Source organism: Roseibium sp. ROS1 (assembly GCF_054658215.1).
Map to the genome: position 1 here is coordinate 1,116,264 of NZ_BAAGIG010000001.1, position 19,424 is coordinate 1,135,687.

The 19,424-nt window shown below is 60.1% G+C and carries 17 protein-coding genes and 1 other RNA gene; 10 read left to right on the plus strand and 8 right to left on the minus strand.

The window, feature by feature from the left end; genetic code table 11:
• The first annotated feature begins 52 nt into the window (after positions 1-52).
• Entirely contained in the window at positions 53-1,477 is a 1,425-nt protein-coding gene (locus ACYQ6M_RS04980; RefSeq protein WP_023000515.1) for an FAD-binding oxidoreductase, read from the plus strand.
• A 181-nt stretch (positions 1,478-1,658) separates the two neighbouring features.
• Complete coding sequence (locus tag ACYQ6M_RS04985; protein WP_460072492.1) at positions 1,659-5,507, plus strand: AsmA family protein; 3,849 nt, start codon at positions 1,659-1,661, stop codon at positions 5,505-5,507.
• Positions 5,508-5,847: 340 nt separating this feature from the next.
• Here ACYQ6M_RS04985 and ACYQ6M_RS04990 read toward each other — a convergent pair whose 3' ends face one another.
• The 4 genes from ACYQ6M_RS04990 to ssrA form a co-directional block, all read right to left on the minus strand.
• Positions 5,848-6,081 (minus strand): ribbon-helix-helix domain-containing protein, encoded by a 234-nt coding sequence (locus ACYQ6M_RS04990; protein ID WP_152506015.1) that lies wholly within the window; start codon positions 6,079-6,081, stop codon positions 5,848-5,850.
• Positions 6,082-6,087: 6 nt separating this feature from the next.
• The gene (locus tag ACYQ6M_RS04995) at positions 6,088-6,366 is read right to left on the minus strand and encodes a DUF4169 family protein (protein WP_460072494.1); all 279 of its coding nucleotides are present in this window, start codon (positions 6,364-6,366) and stop codon (positions 6,088-6,090) included.
• 17 nt (positions 6,367-6,383) lie between these two features.
• On the minus strand, positions 6,384-6,959 hold the full coding sequence (locus ACYQ6M_RS05000; RefSeq protein ID WP_023000519.1) for an SspB family protein: 576 nt from the start codon (positions 6,957-6,959) through the stop codon (positions 6,384-6,386).
• A gap of 174 nt (positions 6,960-7,133) precedes the next feature.
• Positions 7,134-7,503, minus strand: a transfer-messenger RNA (tmRNA) gene (gene ssrA, locus ACYQ6M_RS05005).
• A gap of 156 nt (positions 7,504-7,659) precedes the next feature.
• Here ssrA and ACYQ6M_RS05010 point away from each other — a divergent pair.
• On the plus strand, positions 7,660-8,454 hold the full coding sequence (locus ACYQ6M_RS05010; RefSeq protein ID WP_023000520.1) for a thymidylate synthase: 795 nt from the start codon (positions 7,660-7,662) through the stop codon (positions 8,452-8,454).
• Between the two features lie 12 nt (positions 8,455-8,466).
• Here ACYQ6M_RS05010 and ACYQ6M_RS05015 read toward each other — a convergent pair whose 3' ends face one another.
• Positions 8,467-9,852, minus strand: coding sequence for a multicopper oxidase domain-containing protein (locus tag ACYQ6M_RS05015; protein WP_460072497.1), 1,386 nt, complete (start codon positions 9,850-9,852; stop codon positions 8,467-8,469).
• A 162-nt stretch (positions 9,853-10,014) separates the two neighbouring features.
• Between ACYQ6M_RS05015 and ACYQ6M_RS05020 the strand changes: the two genes are divergently transcribed.
• Entirely contained in the window at positions 10,015-11,085 is a 1,071-nt protein-coding gene (locus tag ACYQ6M_RS05020; RefSeq protein WP_460072498.1) for a serine hydrolase domain-containing protein, read from the plus strand.
• A gap of 128 nt (positions 11,086-11,213) precedes the next feature.
• On the opposite strand, the gene ACYQ6M_RS05025 is transcribed toward ACYQ6M_RS05020, so the two are convergent.
• The 3 genes from ACYQ6M_RS05025 to ACYQ6M_RS05035 all read right to left on the minus strand — a co-directional run bounded on the left by ACYQ6M_RS05025 (position 11,214) and on the right by ACYQ6M_RS05035 (position 13,734).
• The gene (locus ACYQ6M_RS05025) at positions 11,214-12,572 is read right to left on the minus strand and encodes a GH1 family beta-glucosidase (protein WP_460072500.1); all 1,359 of its coding nucleotides are present in this window, start codon (positions 12,570-12,572) and stop codon (positions 11,214-11,216) included.
• A 107-nt stretch (positions 12,573-12,679) separates the two neighbouring features.
• On the minus strand, positions 12,680-13,363 hold the full coding sequence (locus tag ACYQ6M_RS05030; protein WP_460072502.1) for a DUF2461 domain-containing protein: 684 nt from the start codon (positions 13,361-13,363) through the stop codon (positions 12,680-12,682).
• Entirely contained in the window at positions 13,360-13,734 is a 375-nt protein-coding gene (locus ACYQ6M_RS05035) for a TfoX/Sxy family protein (protein ID WP_139314212.1), read from the minus strand. Before ACYQ6M_RS05035 ends, ACYQ6M_RS05030 begins: the two co-directional genes overlap by 4 nt.
• 150 nt (positions 13,735-13,884) lie before the next feature.
• Between ACYQ6M_RS05035 and ACYQ6M_RS05040 the strand changes: the two genes are divergently transcribed.
• From ACYQ6M_RS05040 to ACYQ6M_RS05065, 6 genes are all read left to right on the plus strand, one after another.
• A complete protein-coding gene (locus ACYQ6M_RS05040) occupies positions 13,885-14,403 on the plus strand; it encodes a dihydrofolate reductase (RefSeq protein WP_168692551.1) in 519 nt (172 codons plus the stop codon).
• A 21-nt stretch (positions 14,404-14,424) separates the two neighbouring features.
• A complete protein-coding gene (locus ACYQ6M_RS05045; RefSeq protein ID WP_460072505.1) occupies positions 14,425-14,898 on the plus strand; it encodes a GNAT family N-acetyltransferase in 474 nt (157 codons plus the stop codon).
• A gap of 232 nt (positions 14,899-15,130) precedes the next feature.
• On the plus strand, positions 15,131-16,324 hold the full coding sequence (gene hflK / locus ACYQ6M_RS05050) for an FtsH protease activity modulator HflK (protein WP_023000528.1): 1,194 nt from the start codon (positions 15,131-15,133) through the stop codon (positions 16,322-16,324).
• Between the two features lie 2 nt (positions 16,325-16,326).
• Positions 16,327-17,262 (plus strand): protease modulator HflC, encoded by a 936-nt coding sequence (hflC, locus tag ACYQ6M_RS05055; RefSeq protein ID WP_023000529.1) that lies wholly within the window; start codon positions 16,327-16,329, stop codon positions 17,260-17,262.
• On the plus strand, positions 17,259-17,444 hold the full coding sequence (locus tag ACYQ6M_RS05060; protein ID WP_023000530.1) for a DUF2065 domain-containing protein: 186 nt from the start codon (positions 17,259-17,261) through the stop codon (positions 17,442-17,444). The genes hflC and ACYQ6M_RS05060 overlap by 4 nt, the downstream gene beginning before the upstream one ends.
• Positions 17,445-17,575: 131 nt before the next feature.
• Positions 17,576-19,063 carry a DegQ family serine endoprotease gene (locus ACYQ6M_RS05065; protein ID WP_031269138.1) on the plus strand — a complete coding sequence of 496 codons (1,488 nt, stop codon included), beginning with the start codon at positions 17,576-17,578 and terminating at the stop codon, positions 19,061-19,063.
• The last annotated feature ends 361 nt before the right edge of the window (positions 19,064-19,424 follow it).

The following is a 19,424-nucleotide window of genomic DNA, read 5'->3' on the forward strand; positions in this document are numbered from 1 at the left end:
ATATTCGGCTTTTTACCGCGCAGACAAAAGCGCGGCCCCAGGAGGAAAGAGAATGCCGGAATTGGCAACCGCGTCCGACGGAGCGCAAGTCCTTGAAAAGAATGGCGCGATCGGCGCTGCCATCGAAAAGCTGACGGGCCTGTTCAAGGACCGTTGCTCCACGTCCATGGCTCTGCGGGAACAGCATGGCCACACCACCACCTGGTTGAAGAATCAGCCGCCCGATGCAGTTGTCTTTGCGGAGACGACCGAGGAAGTCGCCGAAGCCGTCAAGATTTGCGCAGCTCACAAGGTTCCCGTGATCGCGTTCGGCACGGGGTCCTCGCTTGAAGGGCATGTGAATGCACCGTTCGGCGGCGTTTCCATAGACCTGTCCCGTATGAACAACATTCTGGAGGTCAATGCGCAGGATCTGGATTGCCGGGTCGAGGCCGGGGTAACGCGCAAGCAGCTCAACAGCTTTATTCGCGACACCGGCCTGTTCTTTCCGATCGACCCGGGGGCGGATGCCAGCATCGGCGGCATGGCGGCCACCCGTGCATCGGGCACCAACGCTGTTCGATACGGCACGATGAAAGATGCAGTCCTCGGCCTCACCGTGGTGACCGCGGACGGACGGATCATCAAGACGGGGGGACGGGCGAAGAAGTCCTCGGCGGGTTATGATCTGACGCGGCTTTTTGTCGGCTCGGAAGGCACGCTCGGCATCATCACCGAGTTGACCTTGCGCCTGAACGGTCAACCGGAAGCCATTTCCGGCGGCGTCTGCCCGTTCCCGGATGTGGCGTCCGCCTGCAATGCTGTGATCACCACCATCCAGATGGGTCTGCCTGTAGCGCGTATCGAGCTTCTGGATGAAGTTCAGGTGCGCGGCTGCAACATCTATTCCAAGCTGGATCTGCCTGAAACTCCGACGCTTTTCCTTGAGTTCCACGGATCTGAAGCCGGGGTGCAAGAGCAGTCGGAAACTTTTTCGGCGATTGCCGAGGAGTTTGGCGGCGGGCCATTCAAATGGGCGACAGCGGCCGAAGACCGGACGAAACTTTGGGCAGCCCGGCATGACGCCTATTGGGCTGGCAAGTCGCTGAAGCCTGAAGCCAGCATCATGGTGACGGACGTGTGCGTGCCGATCTCGCGGCTTGCGGACTGCGTTGCCGCCACGGCCGAGGATATCCGCAACGAAGGTTTCCTGGCGCCGATCGTTGGGCACGTGGGTGACGGAAATTTCCACGTTCAGATCCTGGTCAACCTGGACGATCCGGAAGAAAAGCAGCGGACGGAAGACTTTGTCGGACGGCTTGCGCTCAGGGCGATCGCCATGGGGGGCACCTGCACCGGCGAACACGGTGTCGGCCAGGGCAAGCAGAAATACATGGCCAAGGAACATGGCGAGGCGCTTGACGTGATGCGCGCTGTCAAACTGGCGCTCGATCCTCACAATTTGATGAATCCCGGCAAGATCCTGCCGCAGTCATGATATTGTATCGAATCAGTTCAATAAGCTCGTTTTGCTCCGCCGGACGCCGCAGGGCGGCGATCCGGCCGGCGCCGGAAATCCTGTGTTTGCACTGCAGCAGGGATCGGCTACATCTATCCGGTACGATATCCGGTGACTTTGGAGAACAAGGAGACAAGGCCTGAACTCCGTCTACATCACGTTGGGTGTAACAGTCATTCTGGTGCTGGTGGCAGCGCTGGTCGGGCCGTTCTTTATCGACTGGACCGTCTATCGGTCGACTTTCGAAAGCTATGCGGAGCGCGCACTCGGGCACAGGGTGACTGTGCTGGGGGAGGCGGACCTGCGGCTTCTGCCTGCGCCCTCCATCAGTTTTTCCGACGTGCGTGTCGGTGGTGCCGAAGATCCGCTGCTGGTGGTGTCGCGCTTCGACATGCGCATCGAGCTTCCGTCGCTGCTGAAGGGCGAGATTCGGGTTCTCGACATGGAGCTCGATCGTCCGCACCTGTCACTTTCACTTGATGAGGCTGGACGACTGGACTGGCTGACGGCCATGACGTCGAGCGGCACCATAGCCAAACTGGCACCGGATGACCTGTCCTTCGAAAAGGTGACGATCCGTGACGGCGCATTGACGATCGTCGATGCGCGGTCTGGCGAAATCAACCGGATCGATGACGGAAATCTGGTCGTGTCCGCACGCTCGCTGGAAGGCCCGTTCCGGGGCGCCGGCAGTCTCACGCTGAATGGTGCGCCCTATACGGTCAGTCTTGCGACAGGCCGCGCACAGGAAAACGCGGGACTGCGCGTCAAAGGCGAAGTCACGCCCACCAACAGGCCGGTGAACTTTGCTTTCGACGGTCAGCTTCAGGTGGCCGACGCCGCGCCCGAATTCGACGGCCGCTTCACCATCGCCTCTGTTGCGCTGGAAGAAAACGATCCGAACATCTGGCAGGCGGAAGGGCAGTTCACTGCCGATATCGCCGAGGTGGCGGTTCCCGAATTCGAGTTCCGCTATGGTCCCGAAGACCGGCGCCTGAGCATGACCGGCAATGCGGATCTGATCTATGCCGGCGAAAAGCGTTTTGAAATCCGTGCGAAGTCGAAGCAGGTCGATCTGGACAGGTTGCTGGGAGGCGGACCGCAATCCCCCGTCGACATCAACGAGGCGGCAACACGGCTGATTGCTGCCCTGCGCGTCGTGCCGCTGCCGTCCATCGACGGTGCCGTATCCATGGATGTTCCGGCGCTGGTGGCCGGTGGCGGCATCATCCAGAATGTTCGCCTGGATCTTGAAACCATGCTGGGCGGCTGGCGCGTCGCGCGCCTTGCCGGACGCCTGCCGGGCCGCACGACGGTTGCCACCCAGGGCGACCTCGGCCTCGAGCCGTCTTTGACCTATCGCGGTGCGGTGTCTATCAGCTCGGACCAGCCGGGGTCGCTTCTCAGCTGGTGGCGGCAGAAGGAAGCCGGCGTCGGTACTATCGAACCAGTTTCCCTGGAAGGACGCTTGAACCTGGTGCCCGAAGGAGCGGCGCTGGACAATCTGCGTCTGACCATTGCCGGTTCCGAAGCCCGCGGCGGCCTGGCTTACCGCATTCCACGCAGCGGCAATTCGGAATTCTCGCTCTCTCTGGAAGCAGACCGGCTCGATCTGGACCAGATCGAAAACCTGGCTGCCCTGCTTCACCCTCAGGCTGTCGAAGCGGGAGAACCGGCAGATCCAAAAGGGCTCGATGTGTCCTTGCGCCTTCGTGCCAAACAGGTGGTGGCACGCGGTGTGGAGGGCGAAGGTCTGGCGCTGGAGGCAGAGTATTCGGACGGCGGCGTCAGGATCGACAGGCTGTTTGCAAATGACCTTGCAGGCGCCCGGCTCGATGTCTCCGGTGATATCCGCAATCTCTTTTCGGCGCCCGAGGGAGCTGTGTCCGGAACGCTCGACGCCCGGGACCTGTCCGGTCTTGTTGCGCTGGCAGGCGGTTTGTTTCCCGAAACCGTCTTTGTTGAACGGTTGGAGCGCGCAGCCGCAAGTCTGGTGCCTGCCAAGTTCGATGCCGAGTTGAAGGCGGCTGCGGTTGGCGAAGCAACGGACATGACACTGCGCCTGGATGGGAGCGCGGGCGGCGCCGATGCTGCGATCAATGCCGAGCTCAAGGGCCGTGTCGACCAGTGGCACGATGCCGAAGTTGCTGTCGGTGTGGAACTGAAGGGCCCGGATGGCGGCCGACTTCTGCAGCAGCTCGGGTTTGATGTCATTCCTTTGGAAGCTGCCGGAACAGGCCATCTGGCGCTGAATGTTTCCGGCATCCCGGCAAAGGGGCTGGCCACGGACCTTTCCACGGAGATCGGCGGATCCAGCGTTGAAGCCAACGGAACCTTGACCCTGAAAAAGGATGAGGCGCCGGAATACCTTGTTTCGGTGACCGCAGAGACATCGGACCTTGGCCCGCTGGCGTTGATGGCCGGCCGGGTCCTGCCGGTCATGAGCGGCACGATCCCTGCAGCGCTTTCGGTCGATGTCGAAGGGATTGGCAGCTCGATGGCTGTCAGCAGGGCCGAAGGCTCGCTCGGAACGACGACGTTCGAAGGTCGTCTGGAAGGCGACCTTGAACCGGCGCCGGGCGAACGTAACAGACGTTTTTCCGGTGAGATAACGGTGTCCGAGGCCGATCTGCGCACAATGACGGAACTGGTCCTTGGTCCCGATCAGTGGTTCTCGGCGGGGGACGGTTCAAGCATCTGGCCGACAACCCCGTTCGGATCGCCGCTTCTGGACGGCCTCGACCTGACCATGCAGTTCAAGGCAGACAGAATGCTGCTGGACGAAGACACCGCCATTACCGGTCCGAGTGCCGAAATTCGTCTGTCTCCCAGCCTGTTCCGCCTCGACGGTCTGCAGGGGGCCTTTGCCGGTGGTCAGCTTGACGGCAGCCTCTCGATTCGCCGGACCGAGGCGGAGGCCGCGGCTTCCGGACGGGTGAAACTGGACAATGCCGATCTGAGGCAGGTGTCCTGGCGGCCGGACAACAGGGCGGTCGCTTCCGGCACGCTCGACCTTTATCTGGAATTCGAAGGGGCGGGACGCTCGATCTCGGCAATCGTGTCAGGCCTCAACGGCGGCGGCACGTTCTCGATGGAAAACGGCGACTTCCGCGGTCTCAATCCGCAGGCCTTCCCGCTGGTGACACGCGCGGTGGATGCGGGACTGGACCTTCAGGAGAACAAGATCCGTGACGTTTTCGTCAGCCACATGGCGGCGGGAAGTCTTCCGTTCAAGCGCGTTGACGGCACGTTGACAATGGTGGGCGGACGACTGAGCGCTCGTAACGTTGTTGTCGATGCCGAAAAGGCGGAGATCTTCGGCAGTGCCGAAGTCAATCTCGCCAGTTACGATCTCGATGCGGATTTCTCGTTGAAAGTCGATCCGGGCGAGGACGCGGTCACCGGTGCTGAACCACAGGTCGGACTGTTGTTCGAAGGGGCGGTCGAGGCTCCGGAACGCCGCATCGACATCGCGCCGTTTACCGCCTATCTCACCCTGCGTGCCTTTGAGCGGGAGGTTGAACGCGTTGAGAAGCTTCAGGCGGAAATTCTGGAACGTGACCGGCTTGTGCGGGAACTGAAAAACCAGCGGGAAGGCGAAGCCCGCCGGGAACGTCAGGCAGCCCGGGCTGCCGAAGAGGAGCAGCTTCGTCTTGAGCAAGAGCAGTCCGGCGAAGACATTCAGCCTCAGCCGGATCCGGACAAGCAGGAAAATTCAGCCCTTCCGCAAAAGACCAACGATGCGCCGCGCAGGGAAACCCGCGCCGCACCGCCGCCAGTGCCTGCGCCAGCCCCGGCACCGGCCCCGGCTGTTGCCGCGGCTCCCTTTGCCGAGCGCATTCGGGCCGTGTTGGAGACGCCGGACCTGGAAGACCTGACCGCAGCGCCAGATACTGCCCCGGTCACCACTCCTTCGAACAGCCTGCCACCCCTGGACCCGCCGGTTTCCATTGAAGACCTTCTGACACGCGACGTCGGCTCGCCGCTGGTCCTGCCCGGCGCGCAGTGACAGGCTGGTACGACGGGCCTTCGCTCGTCGATATGGGCAGGTGTTGCCTGAAGCCCATTGAACGGCGATCGGAAGAGAAGCCGCCAGTCCTTTTCACTCAAAGTTTCAGCAATCTCTCCCTCATCCTGAGGAAGCGCGCAGCGCTGTCTCGAAGGATGGGCGGCACACTCTTGAGCAAGTGGCCCATCCTTCGAGACGCGCGCAAGCGCGCTCCTCAGGATGAGGGAGATGTATGTTGCAGAGGCGGCAAGAGGGCTGAAGCTCAGAGGCAGTCCGGGCACTTCTAGCTGCGCTGTGGGCAGGCGAAAAGCAGGGGACCGGAAATCAGATTGTCAGCCGTTCATCCCTCCGAAATGAGACCAGCTTCCATTTGGACCCGTTTCAAGGCCCAGATCCTGACAGCGGAAGAGAGCGGATCATCGGGGTCGCGGTTGTCGTCGATTTCGGCAATCAGTCCGGCGAGGGACTTGTTCGCGGCGTCGGCGTAGGCGTCGACGACGTCCCAGAATTCCGGTTCCAGCGCGAGGCTGGTGCGGTGGCCATGAAGTGAGAGGGAGCGCTTTAACAGAGCCATTGGCGGTCAGCCGCGATCGCCGGAAGAGCCCGGGTCAGAAGGTTCGGCTTCGATTGTGTTCGCGTCTGTTGTTGCTTTATCGGATTGTTCGGCATCAGGGCCGTCAGGTTTTTCCAGAAGATGCCCGTCGACGTGGGTTTCCAGCGTTTCCCGGCGTTGGCGGGCCGCCTCACGTTCGGCTTTGGACCGGCCATACTTGCGCCGGTTGTCCTCGGCCGTCTTTTCCTTGTCCTGACGGTTCTTCTGCTTGCGCACCATGCGCAGATTGATGATCTCCGCGCTCATGGGAAAGGCTCCCGATCTCAGGTCTTCTTGCGGAATGCATCCAGGGAAACGACTTCGCCGCCACCGTCACTGCTTTCGGCAGCTTGCACGGCAGGTTTCGCCTTGGTGTCTGCAGTTGCAGCTTCCTTGTCGCCTGCGCCGTCGTCCTGTCTGGCTTCGTTGTCGGCATGTTCCTGCTCGGCTCTGGCAAGTTCTTCCACGGCTTCCAGCAGCTCTTCCGGCAGTTCTTCCGCCGTCTTGCCGGGATCGAACTCCAGCGCGAACTGTACGGACGGATCGAAGAAACCCTTGATGGCAGAAAAAGGCACCAGCAGCTTTTCCGGCACGCCGCCAAAGGACAGGCCAACCTCGAACGCATGTTCGCCGATGGCAAGATCCCAGAACTGGTGCTGCAGCACGATGGTCATTTCCTGCGGATAGCGCTCCTTGAGCCGCTGGGAAATGCGCACGCCAGGGGCATTGGTGTCGAACGCGATGTAGAAGTGATGGTCTCCGGGCAGCCCGGTACGACCGACTTCGGCAAGTATTTTCTTCACCGCTCCACGCAGCGCGTCCTGGATCAGAATATCGTATCGCAGAAGGTCTTCAGACATCGGTTTTCGTCGAATCTCGCTGGAAAAGTCCACTATCAGGAGCACATTGACGGGCCGAGATCAAAAAGAAAAGGCTCTTTTCCAAGTGAACCCAGATTAATGTGTGCAACCCGGCAATCATCGCTCATTGGTCATGCAACCTATGTAGGACGCTGCAAATACATGGGAAGATCAAGTGGAGGCTTCTGTTGCCAGGTGCCTCCGAACCCCGCCCGTGAGTGCTACCTCAAAGGACTTAGTGGACTACCGGCGCAGCGTTACGCTGCGACAGCGTTGTCCATAGCATAGTTGTCATTTGCAACTATTAAGAAAGCCCGATAACGGTGGTACAATGCCGAGCAAAAGCACAGTCTTTACGCCCTCGTCGATCCTATTTCGCCCCCGCCGAAACCCATGGAGTTTCCGTAGCTTAGCCTCATGGGCTTGGGTGGAGGCGCCGGGTACCGCCCCCGGGTCCGATAGGTTTATTGCACTGACCATTTATTGCCATAGCTGGCGAACCAGCAGCCCTGATATAAGGTCTTCGGCCCTGAAATGAAAGAGGCTTCTGGCAAAGCATGTCGTTTGCCGGCTTGGTTCATGGCCATTCTTCCACAGCACGTGCCAAGTTGGGGAAAGTGCGGGGGAGGGGCTGTCTTTTCGGAAAAATCTGCCAAGTTAACCACAAACTCCAGATCTCCTGACCGCGAAGGCTTCCGCCGTGCAGCAATATCTCGATCTCTTGTCGAAAATCCTGGACGAAGGCGTTGATCGGGGCGACAGGACCGGAACGGGCACGCGCTCGATCTTCGGCCACCAGATGCGCTTCGATCTCTCGCAAGGCTTTCCCTGTGTCACGACAAAGAAGCTGCACCTGAAGTCGATCATTCACGAGCTGCTGTGGTTCCTCGCAGGCGATACCAACATTCGGTATCTGAAAGAAAACGGGGTGAAGATCTGGGACGACTGGGCGGACGAGAACGGCAATCTCGGACCGGTCTATGGCTACCAGTGGCGGTCATGGCCGGCACCGGACGGCAGGTCCATCGACCAGATCGCCAATCTGCTGAAGATGATCCGGACCAACCCGGAAAGCCGGCGGCTGATCGTCTCGGCGTGGAACCCGGCTCTGGTCGACGAGATGGCGCTGCCGCCGTGCCATTCGCTGTTCCAGTTCTACGTGGCTGACGGCAAGCTTTCCTGCCAGCTTTACCAGCGGTCGGCGGATGTCTTCCTGGGCGTGCCCTTCAACATTGCCTCCTATGCGCTGCTGACCATGATGGTGGCCCAGGTGACCGGCCTGAAGCCCGGCGACTTTGTGCACACGTTCGGTGATGCGCATCTTTATGCCAACCACTTCGACCAGGCCCGCGAGCAGCTCACACGTTCGCCGCGGCCCTTGCCGGAAATGAAGATCAATCCGGATGTCACGGATCTCTTTGCGTTCAAGTTCGAAGACTTTGAACTGACCGGCTACGATCCGCTCCCGCACATTGCCGCGCCGATCGCGGTCTAGCCACCGGCTGTTTCAGCTCACTTCGAACCAGGTCATCATGCCCGATGCCGCATGACCGAGCATGTGGCAATGGATCAGCCATTTCCCGGGATTGTCCGCAACAAAGGCGATCTTGACGGTCTCGCGCGGCTGGCTCGTGAAGGTGTCGCGCCAGTCGGGATTCTCCAGTTTCGTGCCATCGCGCTCGATGACGCGGAAATGATGGCCGTGCAGGTGGATCGCATGCGGGAAAGCCGTGTCGTTCCGGCTTTCCAGAAGGATCGTGTCGCCGCGCTTGGCGGAAAACATCGGATCATCTTCCATACCGGCCACACCGTTGAAAGCCCAGAAGAGTCCCTCGGACATCATCTGGCGCATGTCCATCTCGACGCCGTGTCTCATCATTGACTGCATGCCGCCCATGGCTCCACCCGCCATCACTAATGGCAGTTCCCAGGGAGAGCTCAGATCGGGTTCCGGCAACCGGTTCGGCGGTGGCAGCACGAGTGGCAGGTCTTCGCTTTCGGTTTCCGAGACGACGAAGTTGGCGAAGGTGAACGGCTTGCCGGTCATCATCTCGAATGGCAGCTTGCCGGTTTCCTGAGGTCGCAGCACCAGATCCATGCGCTGTGCCGGCGCCAGTTGCACAGTGCCCTCGACCTCCCGCGCGGTGTCAAAGGCCTGCCCATCAAGCCCGACTATCTTCGCACCAAACCGCGCCGGAGCCAGATCAAGGATACGCGCCGTGGAGGCGTTGATCAGGCGCAGCCGGTGCCAGCGGTCCTTCTTCAACGCAATGTCGGGCATCGAAGCACCGTTGATGGTGAGCCAGTTGCCCAGACGTCCGGCATGGGCAAAGTCGTGCATGGCACCGAAGCTTGCGGTTTCCAGGATACCGTTTTCGTCCAGACGCCAATCGTTGAGGATCAGCGTGATGTCGCAATCCGGGTCGAAGGACTGCTCGTCGTCCTCGACTATCAGTGCGCCCGCGAGGCCGCGCGGCACCTGGTTCCAGCTCATGTTGTGGGCGTGGTACCAGAAGGTGCCTGCGTCCGGCACGACAAAGTCGTAGTCGAAGCTTTCACCGGGGGCGACGGGGGGCTGGGTGAGGCCGGCAACACCATCCATGGCATTGTCGATGCGGATGCCGTGCCAATGGACCGAGGTGGGTTCGTCGAGGTTGTTGGTGAAGCGCACTCTGACGCGTTCGCCGCGCTTGACCCGTATCTGCGGACCGGGCAGCCGGTCGTTGTAGAGCCAGAGATCCGAGAGGCCGCCATCCTCGCCATAAAGTCGGGCCTGTCCCTTGACCGCCGCAAGGTCGAAGAAACCTTCTTCCGTTTTTGCCAGAGCAAAGGCTGGTGACAAGGCGGCAAGACCTCCTGCCACCGATGCTTTCAAGAACGAACGCCGATCCACTCTCCCACCTTCCTGACGCAAGTTGCTTCTCCCCTTCACTATGGTGGTTCCAGTTGGTGGAAGGTCAAGCTCCTCGCACGGCAATAAACCTTTCAAATAACGCTCGCATTTGGCGATGAAACTGCCGACACTTCCTTCAGGTTTCACGCAAGGGAGCTCTCCATGAAGTCAACCGACGGTCTTTCGCTCTCACCCCATGCGGCAGCTGCCGAGCGTCGCGGGTTCGATACGTCCCTTGGCCGCAAGCTCTGCGCCGGTGCCGAGGCAGGTTTGTTGCCGCATCTTCATGTCGTGATTGCAGAACGCAGTGGTGAGACGGTTCTGGAAAGTTATGGCAAGGGAGAGGACGAAAACTGGGGCCGTCCGATCGGTGAGGTAACCTTCGGCCCCGAGACCCTGCACGACCTGCGTTCTATCACCAAATCCATCGTCAGCTTGCTCTATGGCATTGCACTGGAGCGGGGCGAGGTGCCGACGCTCGATACGCCGGTTCTGGAGCTTTTTCCCGAATATGCCGACCTTGCTGTTGATCCGAAACGCATGGAGCGGACCGTGGAGCACGCCTTGACCATGTCGCTCGGCATGGAGTGGGACGAGACCCGTCCCTATACCGATCCGGAAAACAGCGAAATCGCCATGGAAATGGCCCCGGACAGGTGCCGTTACATTCTGGAGCGGCCGCTGGTGGGAGATCCCGGCACCCGATGGATCTACAGCGGCGGAGCCACCGCGCTGGTGGGCGAGATCCTGCAACGGGGAACGGGGCAGAAGCTGGCCGATTATGCAAGGGAACGCCTGTTTTCGCCACTTGGCATAAATCAGTTCGATTGGTCTAGCGGCCGGGATGGGGCCTATTCGCCGGCGTCCGGGCTGAGGTTGGCTGCGCCGGATCTGCTCAAGATCGGACGTCTCGTTCTTGACAACGGTATCTGGCAGGGCCGGGAGATCGTTCCCGAAGCCTGGATCCGGGCTTCACTGCAGCCAATCATCGAAACCAGCGAAGGACCGGGATACGGCTATTTCTGGTTTTGCGGCCAGGTTCCTGTTCCGGCTCTTGGCGGCCCGACACGCTGGTTTGCCGGCTTTGGCAATGGTGGCCAGCGGCTCTGGCTGTGCCCCAAGGCCGACGTTGCGGCCGTCATCTATTCCGGCAATTACAACGACTGGTCCGCCTGGATCCCGCCGACCCGGGTCTGGAGCGAGATCATTCTGGCGAATTTACGGGAAGCGTAGCCTGGCCTTTGAACGCCTGATCCTGACACCAATACATCCTCAGGATGAGGGGAGAAGAGGCTAGGTTAAGTTAAGCGTGCGTGCTGGTTCCACTGATCCGCAACGAAGGGTGAAAGCTCGAAGCGTTTTCACCCCTGCCGATGCGCTTCCAAGAAATCCCGGTACCACAGTGCACTGTTCTTCAGCGTACGGGCCTGGGTGCCATAATCCACGTGAACAATGCCGAAGCGCATCTTGTAGCCTTCGGCCCACTCAAAATTGTCCATCAGGCTCCAGAGGAAATAGCCCTTCACCGGAACGCCTGCCTCGCGTGCATCGGCAATGGCACCGAAATGTTTTTCCAGATAGTCGATCCGGCGTTGGTCGTTGACCACACCGTCCTGCGGCTCGTCATTGTAACAGGCACCGTTTTCAGTGATGTAGCAGTCCGGAAGCGGGTAACGGGTGTCGAGATCCTTCAGGAGATCCGACAGGCCCTTTTCATAGACTTCCCAGCCGATATCGGTCAGCTCCGGCCCCGGAGTTGGGGGAACCGTCTCGGCCATCGGATAGACCGCGCTGGCATTGGTGTCTGCTTTCACCCGTAGCGGCGTGTAGTAGTTCAGCCCCCACCAGTCGAGAGGCTGGTGAATGGTTTCAAGGTCACCGTCGCGAATGTCCATGTGGTCGCCAAAGGCGCTGAGCACATCCGCCGGATAACTGCCCTCGAACATCGGTTCGAAGAAAATGCCGTTGTTGAACTGGAAGGCCCGGTCTGCCGCTTGCCTGTCCTGTGGCGTGTCGCTGACCGGATAGACGGAATGGGCGTTGATGACGATGCCCATCGGCAAGTCTGGCTTTACGGCCCGGGCAGCCTGAACGCCCAGGCCATGTGCCAGGTTCAGCGTGTGCACACTGGCTGCGAACGCCTCGATGCTTTTTTCTCCTGGAGCATGGATGCCGTAGAGATGGCTGAGATGACAGATGCACCAGGGCTCGTTGATGGTCGCCAGTGCGTCCATCCGGTCGCCGAGCCTTTTGACGACAATCTCCGCATAGTCCGCAAACGCTTCTGCCGTGCTGCGGGCGGTCCAGCCGCCATCGCCCGCCAGGGTCAGCGGCAGATCCCAGTGGTACAGCGTCGGATTGACCTTCAGACCGCGGGCAACCATGCCATCGATCAGCCGGTCGTAGAAGTCGAGACCCTTCTCGTTCACCGGGCCTCGGCCATCGGGAAGAATGCGCGGCCAGGCGATGGAAAATCGGTAGGCGTCGACGCCGAGTGACTTGATCAGATCCAGATCGCTTTCCCAAAGATGATAGTGGTCGCAAGCCATATCTCCGGAATGCCTCTGGTAAACGCGACCGGGCATCTTCGAAAAGGCATCCCAGATGCTGGGTTTGCGGCCATCTTCGCTGGTTGCGCCCTCGATCTGATAGGCCGCGGTTGCAACACCGAACAGAAAATCGCCGGGAAAACGGAGCGCAAGGTCTTTGGGAAGTGCCATGGGAACTCATCTGGAGTGGAAACGCGAATGCGATGGTCATAGTTTCCAAAGCGCTTTGGATCAAGTGATTTCGTCTTGCGTTCTGGGTATTCTCCGCAGCCAATGTGTCAGGTCCGGTGCGCGTGAAGCGTCATCAGCCAGCGCCAGAAGGGGAGTGCAGGTTCAATAACCCTTGCAATCGCTTCGTGGCCGTTTGCCCCCTGAAGCGACCCGATGTCGCTGACGTCTCGCCAAACGGCGAGGCCCTTGTGCCGGGCGAGACCACTGCGCGGGTGGTCCGCGGGAAAGCCGCGAGGAACCTTGGCAAGATCTGGGGCGGACATTTCAAACCCGGCAGCCGTCATATGGGCGATCAGATCTCCAATGTCCTCGCCGTTGTCCGTCTCGAGTGTCTGGAGAAACGATCCGAGCACCGGTTTTGAAAACCGCATGCACCCTGCGCCGGTGCGCACATGATCGGCTTCCACGGACAGGAAGAAGCTGGGCGGTTGCGCGTCCTTGCCCTGGAAAGCGGTGTCCTGCGGCCAGAAGGCCATGCGGATGTGGGTGTTGTAGGGTGTCTTGTCCCTGGAAAAGCGCAGGTCCCTGTTGATGCGAAATTGCTTCGAGGTGAGGTCGTGTCCGCAAAGCCGCGAGAGCGTTTCGGCAAGCCTGCCGCGAAGCTCGTCGGCCGGATCCCTGACGAAGCGCTGGTAATCGGCCTTGTGCGCTTCAAACCAGTCCCTGGTGTTGTTGGTGGCAAGCTCTTCCAGAAAACGGAAGGTTTCTGGCTGAAAACCCGAGCCGTTCATTTTGCCGTCTTTCCGTTTTTCGGCTTCTTGGGCCTGGCAGTCTTGGGCGGCAGTGCGCCGACATAGGATCTGGCCATATCGATCCAGCTCTTCAGGTCTTCGTCGCTTTCGATCCCTTCCGGCTCGACCCGGATAAAGCCGGGCATGGGCCGGCCCCCCATCTTGCAGACCGAGGCGAAGGGCCTTGCCATCGCCTTTTCCTGCTGTTCGGTTCCCACACGTGCCATCAGCCCGTGTTTGGAAGCGCAGACCAGCATGTTGCCGTCGACCATGAAGCAGGTGGAGCCGAACATGCGCTTTTGCTCGACATTTTCATCCGGGATCAACGCGCGGGTGCGTTCGATCAAGACGGTTTCCATCAGGTCGGACATTCCGAAAATCTCCTTGTCGTGGCGGTCCAGTTTCAAGGACGTGCCAAGGGGCGCTTATCCGACAGCCTGGCAAGAAAAATGTCTGCGATTTTTCCTGGCTCACGTTTCCATGCTAGGAGGCGTTTGAGGAATTGAAAACCGGATTTGGAGATGGCTTTGCCGGAACTTGTCTTGATTGCCGCGGTGGCGCGAAACGGGATTATCGGGTCCGATAACGACATGCCCTGGAGGTTGCCGTCGGATCTGAAGTATTTCAAGCGGCTGACGCTTGGAAAGCCGGTGATCATGGGGCGCAAGACGTTTCTGTCGTTCGGCGGCAAGCCCTTGCCGGGACGGCCGCATGTGATTGTTTCCAGGGATCCGGAATATGCGCCGGAAGGTGCGGAAGCTGCGACGTCCCTCGAAGAGGCGCTGCGACGGGGAGCGGAACTGGCAGCGGATCTTGGCGTCGACCAGGTCATGTGCATCGGCGGGGGGCAGCTTTATGCCCAGGCGATCGGCAAAGCCGACCGTCTCGAGATCACCGAGGTGGACGCGCAGCCGGCGGGAGACACCCGCTTTCCGGACATCGATCCGGCGGTGTGGCAGGAAGTCGGTCGCGAGCCAGGCCAGCGCACCGAACGCGACAGCGCAGATTTCACCTTCGTCTCCTACCGCCGCAAGGCTTGAATACCTATCGGATCCGTTGTCATGAGTTTACCCGCCAATCTGACGGCCAGATGGGCCACTTTCGATGAGCTAAGCCTCAACGACCTCTATGAAGTGCTCAAACTGCGCCAGGATATATTCATTCTGGAGCAGGCATCTTTTTACGCCGACATCGACGGCAAGGACCAGACGGCGCTGCATTACCTCATCAAAGACCAGGAGGCCGGAGCGCTTCTTGGCGCAATCCGCCTGTTCACAGAACCGCAGCAGGGCCGTGCCCGTATCGGCAGGGTGGTCATTGCCAAGGCAGGCAGGGGGAGCGGGCTCGGGCGTCTCATGATGCAGGCCGGCATCGACAAGGCGGAGGCCCTGGTTCCGGGGTGTGAGATCCACGTTTCCGCACAGGCTTACCTGGAGGCTTTCTACGGCTCCCTGGGCTTTGCGACGGTGTCTGAAGAATACATCGAGGATGGTATTCTGCATGTCGACATGATCCGTTCCGCCAACGTGAACTGAGCCCGTCTTTTCGGGGTAAATTCCGGCGGGGTGCGGCCAAATGTTCCGTCGGTCTTGACAGTCTCTCCGTTTACCACCACCTGCGGCACGGGAACACGCGGGTTTTGGGAGGTTTTTACGTGGGGCTTTCCGTTGAAAGCATACGGTAACCTCCCTATAACCAACGGTGAGTCAGAACGGGTGAAAATCCCTGTCCGGGATAACGTGCCGGACGACAAAGAAGGAAGTTTTGATGCCTTGGAGCAATCAGTCAGGTGGCGGTGGCCCCTGGAAAGGTGGCGGAAACAACGGCGGCCCTTGGGGCAGCGGCGGTGGTGGCGGCGGTAACGGCAACGGCCCGTGGGGTGGAGGCTCCAACCGTGGAGGCGGAAACCCACCCGATCTTGAAGAGCTCCTGAAACGCACCCAAGACCGCATGCGCAACGTCCTTCCGGGCGGTGGCGGCGGCGGCTTGGGTTTCATCGGCGGCGGGATCGTGGTCGGCGTGGCGCTTATCGTCTGGCTGGCCTTCGGCTTTTATGTTGTCGATGAAGGCGAGGTCGGTGTCGAATTGGTACTCGGCAAGGTCGAGGATCAGACCCCTCCTGGCCTGAACTACAACTGGCCTTATCCGATCGGTGAAGTTTACACCCCGAAAGTCGAACTGCAGCGCGAAACCACTGTTGGCACCGAAGAAAACGTCAGCAGCTCCGGCGTTGTGCGCGCACGCGACGTTCAGGAAGAAAGCCTGATGCTGACCGGCGACGAAAACATCGTCGACGTCGGTTTCAAGGTCCTGTGGCGTATCCGGAATACCAACGAGGGTATTGCCGACTTCCTGTTCAATATCCAGGACCCGGAAGCGACCGTGAAAGCCGTGGCCGAAAGCGCGATGCGTGAGGTTGTCGGCGGATCGAAGATCGACTCCATCCTGACGGAAAATCGTGTTTCCATCCAGAACGACGTTGCCAGCCTGATGCAGAAGACGCTCGACAGCTATCAGTCGGGTATCGAGATCGGCGAAGTCCAGATGCAGCGCGTTGACCCGCCTGCGCAGGTTATCGATGCCTTCCGCGACGTGCAGGCCGCACGCGCCGACGAAGAGCGCATCAGCAACGAAGCCAAGGCCTACGCCAACCGGGTGGTCCCGGAAGCGCGCGGTGAAGCAGCACGCGTTCTGGAAGCGGCAAACGCCTACAAGGACCAGACCATTGCCGAGGCAACCGGTCAGTCCCAGCGTTTCACCAAGATCTACGAAGAATACAGGAAAGCACCGGACGTGACCCGTGAGCGTCTGTATCTCGAAACCCTGGAAAAAGTTTTGGGCTCGAACAACAAGATCATCATCGACAGCGACTCGACAGGCTCCGGCGTGTTGCCGTACCTGCCGCTGAATGACCTGAACGGGCGTCAGACCGCCCCTGCACAGCGCGCGGGAGGCAACTGATCATGCGTAGTGGTATTCTTGCAATCGTCCTGCTGATCGCAGCGGTCGTCGCCTATCTCTCGGTCTTCATCGTCAATCCGACCCAGCAGGCGCTTGTCCTGCAGTTCGGTAAGATCGTCGAACAGCCGAAGAAGGAACCGGGTCTCTACTTCAAGATCCCGTTCGTTCAGAACGTCGTCTACTTCGACAAGCGCATCCTGAACCTGAACATGCCGCCGCTTGAGCCGATCACCTCGGACAAGAAGCGTCTGATCGTCGATGCTTTCGCGCGGTACCAGATCTCCAATCCGGTGCTGTTCTATCAGCGTGTCCAGAACATCCAGACCGCCAACCGGCGTCTGTCGACGTTCCTGCAGTCCTCGCTGCGTTCGGAAGTTGGCCGCACCAGCTTCGTGGCACTTGTTCGCGACGACCGTACCGGCGTGATGGAAAACATTCGCCGCGATATCGATGCCAATGCCGAACAGCTCGGCATCGAGGTGATCGACGTGAAGATCCGCCGTGCGGATCTGCCGGACGCCAACTCACAGGCAATCTACGCCCGTATGCAGACCGAGCGTCAGCAGGAAGCCACGGAAATCCGTGCACAGGGTGAAGAAGCTGCCCGCAGGATCCGGTCCCGTGCGGATCGCGACGCGACCGTTCTTGTTGCTGAAGCACGCCGTGACTCGGAAATCATGCGTGGTACCGGTGACGCTGAAAGAAACAGGATCTTTGCCGAGGCATTCGGTGCCGATCCGGAATTCTTCGCCTTCTACCGGTCCATGCAGGCCTATGAGGCAGGATTGCGGTCCGGCGATACCAGCCTGGTGCTGTCGCCTGATTCAAGCTTCTTCCGCTTCTTCAAGGACCCGACCGGTATCTTGCCGGCTCCGGGTGCCGATGGAAACGGTAGCCAGGGCGTATCCGACCGGAATCCGTCGCTCGCTGCACAATGAGCGAACTGGTAACGGCGCTCGGCCTGGTCCTGGTGCTTGAAGGTGTTCTCTACGCGCTTGTGCCCGGTGGCATGAAGTCCATCATGCGCAGCGCGCTGGAGACACCGGACCAGACCTTGCGGGCAACTGGCCTGATCGTGGCGGTTATCGGCGTATTTCTTGTGTGGATCATTCGCGGATAACGAAAAGTTTTCGGGCGGGAGGCGCAAAATCTTCCCGCCCGTTCTATATTCTGAACCAAGGACCGGAACAAACCCATCGACTGTCAGCATTCTGACTGCAGTCCAACCGGCTGGGATGAGGAGAAAGCCCTATGGCTCCACTAAGTATTCGCCGTCGGATGACCAGGATCGCCGCAGTCGCGGCGGGCATCGTAATCGGTGGAATGGCAGCTTTTCAGCCTATCCAGGCAGCATACGCACAAGGACCTGTGTCCGTCGCGGATCTGGCGGAAGGTCTCGCGGATGCAGTGGTGAATATTTCCACCGCTCAAACCGTGCAGGGCCGCCGTTCGGTGCCGATGCCGCAGGTTCCGGAAGGTTCGCCCTTCCAGGAGTTTTTTGAAGAATTCTTCAACCGGCAGAACCGGGACGACGACCAGCCGCGGCGGGTTCAGTCGCTGGGTTCGGGCTTCGTCATTGACGGGGAAGCCGGCATCATTATCACCAACAATCACGTTATCGAAGGCGCGGACGAAATCACCGCCAACTTCAACGACGGCACCAAGCTGAAGGCGACGCTCCTCGGCACCGACGAGAAAACCGATCTCGCAGTGCTGCAGGTGGAGCCGACCACGCCGCTGAAGGCCGTCAGTTTCGGCGATAGCGACGCCATTCGCGTCGGCGACTGGGTGATGGCGATCGGCAACCCGTTTGGTCTGGGCGGCACCGTGACCGTCGGTATCGTGTCGGCACGAAACCGCGACATCAACTCCGGTCCCTACGACAACTTCATCCAGACGGATGCCTCCATCAACCGGGGGAACTCGGGCGGACCGCTGTTCGACATGGAAGGCAACGTGATCGGCATCAACACGGCCATCATCTCGCCGTCCGGCGGCTCCATCGGCATCGGCTTTGCGATCCCGGCCAACACCGCCATGAACGTGATCGATCAGCTGCGCAAGTTCGGCGAAACCCGCCGCGGCTGGCTGGGTGTTCGCATTCAGGAAGTCACGGACGAGATTGCCGACAGCCTGGCAATGGACAAGGCCATGGGCGCGCTGGTTGCCGGTGTGACCGACGATGGTCCGGCGGCCAAGGCGAAAATCGAACCGGGTGACGTGATCATCAAGTTCGACGGCAAGGATGTCGACACGATGCGCGAACTTCCGCGCATGGTGGCGGAAACTGAAATCGGCAAGGAAGTTGAAGTCACGGTTCTGCGCAAGGGCGAGGAAGTCGCCATCAGCGTGATCCTCGAGCAGCTCGTTGAAACCGAGGTGACCGAAGCCAGCGCAACCGAGGAAGAAGAGCCTGCGGAAAAGCCGGTCGAAAAGAGCGAAGTGCTCGGCATGTCGCTTGCCGTTCTGGACGACGCCTTGCGCAAGCAGTTTTCCATCGATGAAGACGTCAGCGGTGTTGTGGTCACGGAAGTGAAGCCAGGCACCTCTGCGGAGGAAAAGCGCGTGATGGCTGGCGATGTCATCAAGGAAGTCGCTCAGGAAACGGTCGAGACGCCGGAAGACGTCATGGCCGAGATCGACAAGCTGAAAAAGGACAACCGCCGCTCGGCCCTGCTTCTGCTGGCCAATCCGACGGGTGATGTCCGCTTCGTTCCGGTGCGGATCGAAGACGAGTAATCCTTCCAGACTTCGGAAGCTGAATGCAGAAGGGCGCCGTGAGGCGCCCTTTTTTTCTGCATTCAGTCTCCTGCACGCTCTTCCTGAAGACGGCTGAAGGTCTGTCTGGAACGGGAAGGGGGATGCTTTGGAGCAAGGGGCCCATCCTTCGAGACAGCGCTCCGCACTTCCTCTAGATGAGGTTGGTGGTGGGGCGGAGTTGGGGGCTTGGAGGATGTTGATGGCCTTGGCGAGCTGGATGTGCCGTAGGGCGAATTGACGGTGTGTGGCCTAACCACTTCGAAGAGTTTTGTGTTCGGTATCCCCACACACTCTCCCTCATCCTGAGGAAGGCCGGAGGCCTGACTCGAAGGATGGGCTG

Coding starts and splice junctions, on each gene's coding strand:
- ACYQ6M_RS04980 (WP_023000515.1), top strand. CDS start 53: ATGCCGGAATTGGCAACCGCGTCCGACGGAGCGCAAGTCCTTGAAAAG.
- ACYQ6M_RS04990 (WP_152506015.1), bottom strand. CDS start 6,081: ATGGCTCTGTTAAAGCGCTCCCTCTCACTTCATGGCCACCGCACCAGC.
- ACYQ6M_RS04995 (WP_460072494.1), bottom strand. CDS start 6,366: ATGAGCGCGGAGATCATCAATCTGCGCATGGTGCGCAAGCAGAAGAAC.
- ACYQ6M_RS05000 (WP_023000519.1), bottom strand. CDS start 6,959: ATGTCTGAAGACCTTCTGCGATACGATATTCTGATCCAGGACGCGCTG.
- ACYQ6M_RS05020 (WP_460072498.1), top strand. CDS start 10,015: ATGAAGTCAACCGACGGTCTTTCGCTCTCACCCCATGCGGCAGCTGCC.
- ACYQ6M_RS05025 (WP_460072500.1), bottom strand. CDS start 12,572: ATGGCACTTCCCAAAGACCTTGCGCTCCGTTTTCCCGGCGATTTTCTG.
- ACYQ6M_RS05030 (WP_460072502.1), bottom strand. CDS start 13,363: ATGAACGGCTCGGGTTTTCAGCCAGAAACCTTCCGTTTTCTGGAAGAG.
- ACYQ6M_RS05035 (WP_139314212.1), bottom strand. CDS start 13,734: ATGTCCGACCTGATGGAAACCGTCTTGATCGAACGCACCCGCGCGTTG.
- ACYQ6M_RS05040 (WP_168692551.1), top strand. CDS start 13,885: ATGGCTTTGCCGGAACTTGTCTTGATTGCCGCGGTGGCGCGAAACGGG.
- ACYQ6M_RS05045 (WP_460072505.1), top strand. CDS start 14,425: ATGAGTTTACCCGCCAATCTGACGGCCAGATGGGCCACTTTCGATGAG.
- hflK (WP_023000528.1), top strand. CDS start 15,131: ATGCCTTGGAGCAATCAGTCAGGTGGCGGTGGCCCCTGGAAAGGTGGC.
- hflC (WP_023000529.1), top strand. CDS start 16,327: ATGCGTAGTGGTATTCTTGCAATCGTCCTGCTGATCGCAGCGGTCGTC.
- ACYQ6M_RS05060 (WP_023000530.1), top strand. CDS start 17,259: ATGAGCGAACTGGTAACGGCGCTCGGCCTGGTCCTGGTGCTTGAAGGT.
- ACYQ6M_RS05065 (WP_031269138.1), top strand. CDS start 17,576: ATGGCTCCACTAAGTATTCGCCGTCGGATGACCAGGATCGCCGCAGTC.